The sequence below is a fragment of the Streptomyces dangxiongensis genome (assembly GCF_003675325.1).
GTDB lineage: Bacteria > Actinomycetota > Actinomycetes > Streptomycetales > Streptomycetaceae > Streptomyces > Streptomyces dangxiongensis.
This window is the reverse complement of record NZ_CP033073.1, coordinates 681991-693470: the sequence shown is the minus strand read 5'-3', so window position 1 is coordinate 693470 and position 11480 is coordinate 681991. Positions and strand designations below refer to the sequence as shown.

Genomic DNA, 11480 nt, shown 5'->3' with positions numbered 1-11480 from the left:
GTTCGCGGTGCCCGAGAGACTTCCGCTCCGGGGCGGGCGGGGTGTTCGTCGGCGCAGGACGGCGGGTTCCAGGGGCAGACGTACAGGAACGCGGCGGTCACGGAAGTGGACCGGCCTGAGGGGATGGGTGTCGCGTGAGTCGTCCGTACGACGTCGAACGCAGGCCGACGACGGCAGCCGCCGGCGCCGTGTTCGCCGCCGACCGCGAGGTCGGCAGGGATCTCGCCGAGGTGGACTGGGCGGCCACGCCCCTCGGTCCGCCGCAGGAGTGGCCGCAGAGCCTGCAAACGGCTGTCAGCATTCTGCTGTCCTCCCGGTTCCCCATGTGGATGGCCTGGGGCGAGCACCTGACGTTCTTCTGCAATGGCGCTTACCGGCGCGACACGCTCGGCCGTAAGTACCCGTGGGCCCTGGGACGACCCGCCAACGAGGTGTGGGCGGAGATCTGGGACGACATCGGCCCGCGCATCGAGACCGTGCTCAGTACCGGCGAGGCCACCTGGGACGAGGGGCTCCTGCTGTTCCTGGAGCGCTCCGGCTACAGCGAGGAGACCTACCACACGTTCTCCTACAGCCCGCTGCGCAACGACACCGGTGACGTGGTGGGGATGCTCTGCGTGGTCAGCGAGGACACCGAGCGGGTGATCGGCGAGCGCCGCATGGCCACGCTGCGTGACCTGGGATCGGATCCGAGTGTGATCCGCACCGAGCGGGAGGTGCTGGCCTTCGCCGACCGTCAGTTGACCCGCAACCAACAGGATGTGCCGTTCTCCCTGACGTACCTGTTCGACGACGGGACCGCCCGGCTCACCGGTGCGACCGGTATCGCCGCCGGTCACCCGGCCGCACCCGCCGTGCTCGCGGCCGACGCCCCGGACGGTGTGTGGCCGACCCGGCTTCTCGCCGGCGGCGACGCGACCGTCGTGCCGCTCGACGGTGACCCCTTCGCCGACCTGCCGTGCGGTGACTGGTCCGAACCGCCCGTCGAGGCGCTCGTGGTCCCCCTCCTCCAGCGGGGCAGCGAGCCGTACGGCTTCCTCGTGGCGGCCCTCAACCGGTACCGCGTCCTGGACCAGGGCTACCGGGGCTTCATCGAGCTGACCGCGGGACACATCGCGTCCGGCATCGGCAGTGCCCGCAGCTACCAGGCACAGCAGAAGCGTGCCGAGGAGCTGGCCGAGCTGGACCGCGCCAAGACCACCTTCTTCTCGAACATCAGCCACGAGTTCCGCACTCCGCTGACGCTGATCATGGGCCCCGTCGAGGAGCTGCGCAGCCGGTTCGCCGATGCCGACGAGGACGTACGGCAGGAACTCGACCTCATCCACCGCAACGGCCTGCGCCTGGGAAAGCTGGTCAACACACTGCTGGACTTCTCCCGCATCGAGGCCGGGCGCATGCAGGCCCGCTACGAGCCGGTCGACCTGGCCGCGGTGACCGCCGAGCTGGCCAGCGTCTTCCGTTCGGCCGTGGAGAAGGCAGGGCTCGCCTTCGACGTGGACTGCCCGCCCCTGGACGAGCCGGTGTACATCGACCGCGGCATGTGGGAGAAGGTGGTCCTCAACCTGCTCAGCAACGCGCTGAAGTTCACCTTCGACGGCGCCGTCCGGGTGGGCGTGCGGGCCGGGGACACGCATGCCGTGGTCACCGTCGCCGACAGTGGCATCGGTGTGCCGGAGGCGGAGATGCCCCGGTTGTTCGAGCGGTTCCACCGCATCGAGAACGCCCGGTCCCGCTCGAACGAGGGCAGCGGTATCGGACTGGCCCTGGTACGGGAACTCGTCGGTCTGCACGGCGGCACGATCACGGCCGAGAGCACGGCGGGCGAGGGCACCGTCTTCACCGTCCGGGTGCCGTTCGGCACCGCCCATCTGCCCGCCGAGTACGTGGCGACGGAAGCGGGCGGCGCCGTGGCGTCCACCTCCGCCGACCCCTACGTCGAGGAGGCCATGCGGTGGCTGCCCGGACGCGACAGCGGCAGGGCGGCCGACGACACGGTGGCGGGGACCGAGGTGAACGGCACCCCGCTCGGCCCCGGACACGCGGTCAGCGCCCGGGTGCTGGTGGCGGACGACAACGCCGACATGCGTGAGTACCTCACACGCATCCTGGCCGGAGCCGGGTACGAGGTCACCGCCGTCACCGACGGGCTCGAAGCCCTCCACGCCGTCCGCCGCGACACCCCCGACCTCGTCGTCAGCGACGTGATGATGCCGCGCCTCGACGGGCTGGAGCTGGTGTCGAGGCTGCGCGGTGAAGCGCGTACGGCCTCGGTGCCCGTGCTGCTGCTGTCGGCCCGCGCCGGGCAGGAGGCATCGATCGAGGGCCTGCAGGCGGGCGCCGACGACTACCTGGTCAAGCCGTTCGCCGCCGCCGAACTCCTGGCCCGCGTGCGCGCGAACGTCGAACTGGCGCGGCTGCGCAGCCACCACCTCCGGTGGCGGACCGCGCTCATCGACTCCCTCCAGGAGGCGTTCTTCGTCTGCGACGTGTCCGGCGCCGTGGTGGAGATCAACACCGCCTTCACCGACATCCTCGGCTACGGCCCCGAGGACCTTCCGTACGCCCCGATCCACCCGTGGTGGCCGGACGTCGCCGTCGCACCCGAGGCGCACCGGCAGGTCGGCGACGCCTTCGCCGGCCTGCTGGAACGCGAGCAGGGCTCCTACACGGTCCCCGTCATCCACCGTGACGGCCATCAACTGTGGGTGACCGTCACCTACAACAAGGCCGAGGACCCCGACACCGGCCGCCAGGTCACCGTCGGAACGTTCCGTGATGTCACGGCGGAGCACTACGCCGTCCAGCGCGAAACGGCGCTGGCCGCGCTGAGTACCTCCCTGTCCAGGGCCGCCAGTCTCCCCGAGGCGCTGTCCGGCGCCCTGGCCGAACTGAAGGGCCTGTGGCGCGCGCGGAGCGTGGTGGCCGCCGTCTTCGGGCCGGGTGACGTACCGGCCCTGACGGCCACGGACGCGGACCTGCGGTGGGAGGAACTGCCCGCGGAGCGCCGGGAGGCGCTCGCCGGACTGCGCCGCCGGTCACCGCTCACACCGGTGGCCGAGCACAACGGCGCCGGTGTCCTGCTCGAACACCCCGACGGCCCGCTGGCCCTGTGGGTCGATCTGGACGAGCGGCGGCCCTTCACCGACGAGGACCAGCTTCTGCTGTCGCTGCTCGCCGGGCACCTCGTGCAGGGCCTGGTGCGGGCGCACCAGATCGACCAGCAGCGGGAGACCGCTATCGCGCTGCAACGCGCCATCCTGGGTCCGGCCCGGCTCCCGGACGGCTTCGCCGTGCGGTACGAGCCCGCCACCCGCCCGCTGGAGGTGGGCGGCGACTGGTACGACACCGTCGCCCTGCCGGATGGGCGGATCGGCATCGTCGTCGGCGACTGCGTCGGACGGGGCCTGGAGGCGGCCAGCGTGATGGGGCAGCTTCGCAGCGCCTGCCGTGCGCTGATGTTGCAGGACCCGAACCCCTCACGGGCGCTGATGGCTCTCGACCAGTTCGCCGCGAGTGTCCCCGGCGCCCTGTGCACCACCGTTTTCTGCGGCGTCCTCGATCCCGCCACGGGGGAGCTGACCTACTCGAGCGCCGGACACCCGCCGGGCATCCTGGCGCACGCGGACGGCACCACCCGGCTGCTGGACGAGGGGCGTTCCGTGCCCCTGGCCGTACGGCCGGGCAGGCAGCGCCCGCAGAGTGCGTGCATCCTGCCGGCGCGGGCCACACTGCTGCTGTACACCGACGGGCTCGTCGAACGCCGCCGGCGCCCGCTGAGCGCCGGGATCGACCAGGCGGGCGAAGCCGTGCAGGACGGCCGCGACGTCCCGGTCGACGATCTCGCGACCGAGGTGATGACGCGGCTCGCGCCCGTCGGTGGCTACGACGACGACGTGGCCCTGCTGCTGTACCGCCACCCGGCGCCGTTGGAGATGTCCTTCCCGGCGGAGTCGTCCCAGCTCGCACCGGTCCGTAACGCGTTGCGGAGCTGGCTCGCCCAGTGCGAGCTGCCCCCGAGCACCGTGCAGAACGTCCTCGTCGCCGCCGGGGAGGCGTGTGCCAACGCCATCGAGCACGGTCACCGGCACGCCCCGGGTGAAGCCGTGCGGCTGCGCGCCGAAGCCCTCGTCGACAACCTGCGCCTGACGGTCGCCGACAGCGGCCGGTGGAAGGTTCCGCAGCCCGAGCTAAACGCCCACCGCGGCCGGGGAGTGGCCCTCATGCGCGCCATGATGCAACAGGTCACCATCACTCCCGGCCCGTCCGGCACCACCGTCGACATGCAGATGAGGATCGCCTGATGACCACCCCCCTCACTCTCACCCCCGGCCGGCGTCCGGACGGAACTCCACGGCTCGCGGTGAGCGGCGAGATCGACATGAGCAACGTCGACTCGCTGGCCGACGCCCTCGACGCCGGTTCGGGTCCCCTGGTGCTGGACCTGACCGCGGTGGGCTACCTCGACAGCGCCGGGCTGAGCGTGCTCTTCGCCCATGCCGACCGGCTGGAACTCATCGCCCCTCCGCTGCTGGAGCCGGTCCTCACGGTCTCGGGCCTGGCGGGTCTGACCACCGTCCGCGGTCCCGACGAAGCGCCACCGCGGTGACCGGTGCGGCAGCGGGCCGGTCCGGTCCCGTGGCCGCCACGACGGCACCGACGGCCGAGGCCCGCTGCCCCTCACCGTCCCGGACCCGGTCGGCGGGGGCGACGCCTCACCGGCCGCCCGCCTGACGGAGCCGGCGACGACATCGGCCCACCGGCCCTCAGGTGCCCGCCCCGCCGACGGCGGCACCCGTCACCGTGCATACCATCGCAGTGCCCAGATTCCGGCCAGGAGTGATGACCAACGTGACCGACACCCTCCACGTGACCGTCCAGTACACCGGCGAGCGCAGTGCCGTCGTCGCCGTCGCCGGGGATGTGGACCTCCATACGGCGTCCATTCTGCGCGGGCGTGCCCTGGCCGCCGTGGGACAGGGTGCCCCGCATCTGGTCCTGGACCTGGCACAGGTCGACTTCGTCGACTCCACCGGCCTCAGCACCCTCATCGGCCTCCTGCACTCGACTCGCGAGGCGGGCGGTTCGCTCTGCCTGGCCGCCGTCCCCGACCGCCTCATGCGCATGATCACCATGACCGGCATCTCCCAGTTGCTGCCGGTCCACGTGACGGTTGCCGACGCGCTGGCCGGTCAGGACGCGGGCGGCGCGTCCGGCAGCCCGGATGGGAAATGCGGGACGTCCGGCTGACGCCCCCGCCGGCACCACGCATGCGGTGGTGCCGGCCAGGAAGGAGCAGTTCGATGAACGGCGCATCCGCGTCCGCGAGCGGTGGAGCGGCTGGGAGTGTGGTGTCCCGGCCACCCTCCCAGAGGTGTGGACCAGGCCATCCGGTGCATACGACCTTGCGTGAGGCATTGACCGATGCCGTGCGCGATGATGTCCTGCCCGGCGTTCGGGACGGACGGCCGGCGAGGGGGGGCGAGATGACGGCTGAGCGTGAGCGGCGGCTGACGAGCGAAGTGCGAGGAAGCGGAGCGGTGCGCGACACGGACGAGGACCTGTCGCTGCTGTTCGGCACGTCGACCGCGCTGTTCGCGTCCATGGCGGGCCCCGCGCACGTACTGGAGGCGGCGAACCCGGCCTTCTTCGCGGCGATCGGCGGCGGAGGGAGGGAACGCACCGGTGTGCCGTTGGGGGAGCTCATGCCGGAGCTGACCACCCAGGGCTTCATCAGACTCCTGGACCAGGTGTACCGGTCGGGGGAGCGGCACGTCGGGCGCGACGTCCGGGTCGTCCTCGGTGTCGGGGAGGACGCCCGCGAGGCGTACTTCGACTTCACCTACGAGGCCCGCCGCGACACCGGTGGCAACGTCATCGGCGTGCGGATGATCGGCGTGGAGACGACCCAGGTCAAGCACGCCCGGCGGCTGGCGGCCGAGCAGCGTGCGCTGCTGGAGCAGATCGCCCGCCAGGCGCCGCTGCCGGACGTGCTGGACGGCATGTGCCGGACGATCGAGGAACTCTGTCCCGAGGTGCTCGTCTCGGTGCTCCTGGCCGACGCGGACGGCCGTCACCTGCGCCACGGCGCGGCCCCGAGCCTGCCCGACTTCTACAACCAGGCCATCGACGGCATCGCCACCGGCGAAGGCGTGGGCTCCTGCGGCACCGCCGCCCACCGACGTCAGAACGTGATCGTCAGCGACATCACCGGCGACCCCCTGTGGGACGACTTCCGAGACCTGGCCGGCCAGGCGGGACTGGCCGCCTGCTGGTCGACGCCGATCCTCGCCCGTGACGGCCGGCTGCTCGGCACCTTCGCCATGTACCACCGCACCCCGAGAGCCCCCCAGGACACCGACCTGGCCCTGGCCCGCGTCTTCGCCGACACCGCCGCCCTGGCCATCGAACGGCACCAGGCCGAACAGGCACGGCGGGCGGCGGACGCACGGGAGAAGGCCGCCCGCGACGACCTCGCCTTCCTGCTGGCCGCCAGCACGTCCCTGGCCGGCCGACTGGACGAGACGCAGACCCTGAAACGCCTGGCCACCCTGGCCAGCCCGGCCCTGGCCCCCCTGGCGGCGGTCGACGTCATGGAGGCCGGACGCGTGCAGCGGGTGGCGACCGCGGCCCCGACCGAGGACGCCCGCGAAGCGGTCGCCGCCCACACACCGGCCCACGACGCCGAGGACGACCCCGTCGCCCGCGTCCTGGCCTCCGGCGTGACCGAAGTGGCACGCCGTACCCCGACCGGGCCCGGCCCCTGGCGCGATCTGGGCGTCACCGGCTACATCTGCGTGCCGCTCGTGGACCGCGGGCGGCCCTTCGGCGCGCTGACCCTGCTGTCCACGGGCGAGACCCCCTTCGACGGCCACCGGGTCGCGCTGGCGGAGGAACTCGCCCGCCGTGCCGCCTCGGCCGCCCGCAACGCCCGCCAGTACACGCAGCGCGCCGCACTCGCCCGCGACCTCCAGACCGGCCTGCTGCTGCCCGACCTGCCGGACGTCCCCGGCGCCCAGCTCGCCGCCTTCTACCACCCGGCCGGTGAAGGGCTGGAGATCGGCGGGGACTTCTACGACGTCTTCGCCCGCGGCGACGGTAGCTGGGGCTTCATCCTCGGCGACGTCTGCGGACGTGGCGCCGTGGCCGCCACCACGACCGCCCTGGTCCGCCACACCGCCCGCGCCGTCGCCCCGCTGTTCGACGACCCGGTCGACGTCGTCAAGGCGGTCGACAAGGCGCTGAACGACCGCCACGTCCACCAGAACAACGGATTCGTGACCCTCGTCTACGGCCACCTCGCACCGGCCCCCGACGGACTCACCATGAGTCTGGTCCGGGCCGGCCACACGCTGCCCCTGCTGCTGGACACCGACCACAGGGTCGACACGGTCGAGACGTCCGGCGGACTGCTCGGCATCGGCATCCCGCCCAGGCTCACCGCCCGCCGTCTCACGCTCCGCCCCGGTGAGAGCCTCCTGCTGTACACCGACGGCATCACCGAGTGCCGGACCACCGGCACCGAACAGTACGGCGACACCCGGCTGGCCGAGGCACTCGCCTCCGCCCCGCGCCGGCCGACCGCGACCGATATCGTACGGACCGTGGCCGAAGACGTCCGCGGCTTCGTGGACGGCGGCAACGTGGAGGACGACCAGGCCGCTCTGGTCATCACCGCCGGCGAGCCGGCACCGGGCCGCGACTGACGACGGGGACGGGGCCCCGCCCGCCCACCGGCCGTGACCATGGTGCGGTGGACGACCGGTCACGGTATTCGCCGCTCACCTGGCGGATACGGATGATTCACCGGTCAGGCCTGGGTACCCGGCAGATGAGTGCCGGCCGCGCAGCACGCCGACCGGCATGGCACAGGAGCACGGCACCGCCCCCGCTGGAGGATTCTCGTGCACGGCGAACCGACCATCCCGGCCTGCGAGGCCAGTTTCCCCGCGGTCACGGCGAGCATTGCCGTTGCCCGGCACTGGACGCGTGACTGTGTGCAGGGTTTCGGTGAACCGCTGTGCCGGCACCGGGTGGTCCAGACAGCCGAACTGCTCGTCTCGGAACTGATCACCAACGCCATCCGTCACGGCGCCGGCTCGCCCCTGATCCGGGTCACCTGGAACGGCCGGCTGCTGCGCATCGCCGTCAGCGACCACAGCGACCGCCGGCCCCGGACGCGTCCCACCGGGTCCACCGAACCCGGCGGCTTCGGCCTCCAGCTCCTGGAACGGCTCGCCCAACGCTGGGGCGTCACCCCACACCATCCCGGTAAGACGGTCTGGGCCGAACTCGCACTCGACTCCTGAGCCGGCCGACGCCGAGCCGGGGCCGAGCGGGGCCTTGGGATGAAGTGCCGGCGCGGGTAGTCGCCTCCGCGGAGGACGTACCCGCTCTCGGCCTTCCACGCCCCGACCTTGGCGCGCCCCACGCCCCACATCTCCGGCTTCGAGCTGCCGTACCCGAAGCCACTGTCGTGGAGCGCGCCGACCGCGAGCACGGCTCCGCCGCAGGAGGAGTGAGGACGGGCGACGGCACGGGTGTGCCCTGGCCGTCCGCGGTGCGGGTGGCCAGGGGAAGGGTCCGGTCGGTCAGGACGTCGTGCCGGTGACCGAGCTTCCGGATTTCGTGACGTGGTACGTGACCGTGGCTCCGCTCCAGAAGTGGAAGGTCAGTGTCACCGGTGCGCCGTCGAGCGGCGCGTTCAGGAAGTCGGGGGTGAGGGTGATCCTGCCGCCCTCGTAGTCCGGCGAGAAGGCCCGGTTGAACTCCTGGTACGGAGTCCAGTCGGCCTGGCCGGCGTTGCCGCCGTCGGCGTACTCGGCCTCCATGGTCGCCAGCCGGTCACCGCGGAACTGCGTGGGGACGGCTGGCGGCGACGGCGTCCATGGCGGCGGCCGGCACCCGGACCGCCGGCCGTGCCGGGTGCGCCCCGCCGGCCGCGGCGAACGCGGTTCCGCCCGGCAGCCCCAGGACGACGAGGAGCCCCAGCAGCAGTGCCGCCAGCCGCCCGGGGCCCTGAGCGCGCCGGTGCGCGCGTTGTCGTATGTTCCCGATGACCTTCACCGTGTCGTCCTTTCGGTCGAGGGTGCGGATGATCCGAACCGTGGTCACGCGGCGACGAGCCGCCGCTGCCGGCCACGCCTGCCGGTGAGGTCCCTTCGGTCGACGGCTCACGTGCCTGCCGTCGACGCTGTGCAGGGCGAGGCCGGATGTCGTCTCCCGTGGGGCCGTGGATGAGCCACCTGCCTCCTCGTCGGCGGGGGAGGGGCGTTCAGCCGTCGAGGGGCTCGTAGTCGAACCAGTCGAAGTGGACGATGCCCGCCGCGGCGTACATGCCGATGACGCGGCCGGTGAAACCGCCGGCGACCTCGGACGACAGGTAGCGGCCGTCCAGCGCCGCGAGCACGGTGAAGGTGCCGTCGGGTTCCTGGAGACCGAGGGAGACGATGTCCGGTCCGGTGCACGCCCCGTGCGGAAGCGGTGGGTCGCCGACCGTGACGCCCAGGACCACGGTCCCGGCGGGTACGGGCCGTGCGGCCACGACCGTGCGCAGGGACCCGACGCGCGCGACCACCCGCACCTCCGTGCCGGATGCCTCGATGACGTAGTGGTGCCGCTCGTCCAGCCGGACGGCGAGGCCGCCGCGCCCCTCGGAGGGATCGACCAGGGTGCGCGCCCGGCAAGACAGGTGCTGCTGACGCCGGCCGGTGAACACCACGTCGGGCTCGTCCAGGGACGCGCCCCGCGCGCGGAGCGTCAGCCATCCGGGGCGCTCCTTGGTGGTGCAGTGCTCGGCGGGCCGGTCCCGCACGGAGATCCAGGTCGGCCGCAGCTCGCTGAGGTCGAAGTCGTCCCGCCGCTCCTCGACGGGCCCGGGGACGAGCGGCCACGGCGGTGCGGCCGGTTCCAGGGCGACGTCGCCGACCACCGGCCAGCCGTCCTCCCAGGTCACCGGGGCCAGGAAGGTCTCCCGGCCGAGTACGTGCCAGCCGGGGGTGCCGCCGCGCGGCCGGACGCCGAGCAGGATCGTCCACCAGGAGCCGTCGGCCGCCTGCACCAGGTCCGCGTGGCCGGTGTTCTGGACGGGGTGGTCGGTGCTGCGGTGGGTGAGGACGGGATTGGCCGGGCACGGCTCGAACGGGCCGCTGGGTGTACGGCCGCGGGCGATCGACACGCCGTGGCCGCGTTCGGTGCCGCCCTCGGCGATGAGCAGGTACCAGTAGTCACCGATCCGGTAGAGATGCGGTGCCTCAGGGGCCTTGGCACCCGGCGTGCCGGACCACAGCTTGTGCGGTGTTCCGTACGTCTGCCCGGTGTACGGGTCGATACGGACCTGCGCGACGCCGGCGAACGTGCACCAGCAGGTGCCGTCCTCGTCCCAGGCCAGGTCGGGATCGATGCCGGTCACCCCCGTGACCCGTACGGGATCCGACCACGGTCCGGCGGGGTCGGTCGCCGTGACGATCAGGTTGCCGCCGTCCTCGCTCACGTTGGTGACGATCAGCCAGAAGCGTCCGTCGTGGTGGCGCAGGTTGGGGGCGTAGATCCCGCCGGAGGACGGCATGCCGGCGGGCAGACGCAGTTGGTCCGGCCGGTCCAGGGCGTTGCCGATCTGTGTCCAGTGCATCAGGTCGCGGCTGTGGAAGAGGGGCACGCCGGGGAAGTACTCGAAACTGGAGCACGCGAGGTAGTAGTCGTCGCCGACGCGGCAGACGCTGGGATCCGGGTGGAAGCCGGGGATCACGGGGTTGGCCGCGCGCGCGGTCCGGTCGTGAAGGGGCACCCCTTCTGTCCTTTCGTCAGGTGAACCGCCGGACGGCGGTCCGGAACGTCACGGCCTGCGCAGCACCGCGCGGCCGCCGGGCGGCAGTTCGCGCGCGAGTGCACCGGTCAGCAGGTCATCCCCGGGGTCCGGTGCGGCCGGTACTCCTCGACACGGATGCCCAGCGCCTCGCGCGGCGGCCCGGCGGGACAACCGCAGAGCCGGGCGTGCATGCGGCCGTCGACGTGTCCGCTCGCCCGGGTCGTCCAGCACGGCCACCGACGCGGTGACCGTCGAACCCGCCAGCTCGCCGAGCCGGGCGACCGCCCGCCGGTCTGCGTGACCTCGGGGAAGAACCGGCTGTCGGGACCCGCGTGCGGGACCATCGCCGAGTGCCAGGTCCCGGCGCCGGCCCGGGACCGCCGCCACTGGAAGAAGAGGGCGCCCTGCGAACCGCGGGCGATGTGCGGTGTTCTCGGCACATAGGCCGGCAGGGCCGCTTTCGTGTTCGCGCCCGTGCGCTGTCGTCCGCCACCGCCGCAGGCGGACGACAGCGGTGTCAGTGCGGCCGCACCGGCGGCCGAGGCCGCTGCACTGACGAACCTTCTGCGGTGCAACTCATGACTCATGGAGCCGGCCCTTCCCCTTCGAAGCTGTCGAAGCGCTTCACTTGACAGGCGAAGGTAATGCCACCTTTCGAGGAGGACAAGGGCCT

At 72.5% G+C, this 11480-nt stretch carries 7 protein-coding genes and 2 pseudogenes; 5 read left to right on the top strand and 4 right to left on the bottom strand.

The annotated features are described in order from the left end of the window. Nucleotides 1–323: 323 nt before the first annotated feature. The 5 genes from D9753_RS03285 (at nt 324) to D9753_RS03265 (ending at nt 8309) form a co-directional block, all read left to right on the top strand. Nucleotides 324–4304 (top strand): SpoIIE family protein phosphatase, encoded by a 3981-nt coding sequence (locus tag D9753_RS03285; protein WP_240468422.1) that lies wholly within the window; start codon nt 324–326, stop codon nt 4302–4304. Next, entirely contained in the window at nt 4304–4609 is a 306-nt protein-coding gene (locus D9753_RS03280) for an STAS domain-containing protein (RefSeq protein ID WP_121785633.1), read from the top strand. Before D9753_RS03285 ends, D9753_RS03280 begins: the two co-directional genes overlap by 1 nt. Nucleotides 4610–4842: 233 nt before the next feature. Further along, entirely contained in the window at nt 4843–5250 is a 408-nt protein-coding gene (locus D9753_RS03275) for an STAS domain-containing protein (protein ID WP_121785632.1), read from the top strand. 236 nt (nt 5251–5486) lie between these two features. Continuing rightward, the gene (locus tag D9753_RS03270) at nt 5487–7706 is read left to right on the top strand and encodes a SpoIIE family protein phosphatase (RefSeq protein ID WP_121785631.1); all 2220 of its coding nucleotides are present in this window, start codon (nt 5487–5489) and stop codon (nt 7704–7706) included. Nucleotides 7707–7904: 198 nt separating this feature from the next. Continuing rightward, a complete protein-coding gene (locus tag D9753_RS03265; protein WP_163010606.1) occupies nt 7905–8309 on the top strand; it encodes an ATP-binding protein in 405 nt (134 codons plus the stop codon). 282 nt (nt 8310–8591) lie between these two features. On the opposite strand, the pseudogene D9753_RS03260 reads toward D9753_RS03265, so the two are convergent. The 4 genes and pseudogenes from D9753_RS03260 to D9753_RS37525 all read right to left on the bottom strand — a co-directional run. Further along, a pseudogene (locus D9753_RS03260) lies at nt 8592–8867 on the bottom strand (cellulase family glycosylhydrolase); the annotation flags it as partial. Further along, the gene (locus tag D9753_RS03255) at nt 8845–9114 is read right to left on the bottom strand and encodes a hypothetical protein (RefSeq protein WP_121785629.1); all 270 of its coding nucleotides are present in this window, start codon (nt 9112–9114) and stop codon (nt 8845–8847) included. The pseudogene D9753_RS03260 and the gene D9753_RS03255, both read right to left, overlap by 23 nt. A 160-nt stretch (nt 9115–9274) precedes the next feature. Further along, complete coding sequence (locus D9753_RS03250) at nt 9275–10786, bottom strand: glycoside hydrolase family 43 protein (RefSeq protein ID WP_121785628.1); 1512 nt, start codon at nt 10784–10786, stop codon at nt 9275–9277. A 308-nt stretch (nt 10787–11094) separates the two neighbouring features. After that, nucleotides 11095–11232 (bottom strand): annotated as a pseudogene (locus D9753_RS37525) (beta-galactosidase); the annotation flags it as partial. Nucleotides 11233–11480 lie beyond the last annotated feature (248 nt).

What these genes read in the sequence shown, in the direction of transcription:
- D9753_RS03285 (WP_240468422.1), top strand. Translation starts at nt 324, where the DNA reads ATGTGGATGGCCTGGGGCGAGCACCTGACGTTCTTCTGCAATGGCGCT.
- D9753_RS03280 (WP_121785633.1), top strand. Translation starts at nt 4,304, where the DNA reads ATGACCACCCCCCTCACTCTCACCCCCGGCCGGCGTCCGGACGGAACT.
- D9753_RS03270 (WP_121785631.1), top strand. Translation starts at nt 5,487, where the DNA reads ATGACGGCTGAGCGTGAGCGGCGGCTGACGAGCGAAGTGCGAGGAAGC.
- D9753_RS03275 (WP_121785632.1), top strand. Translation starts at nt 4,843, where the DNA reads ATGACCAACGTGACCGACACCCTCCACGTGACCGTCCAGTACACCGGC.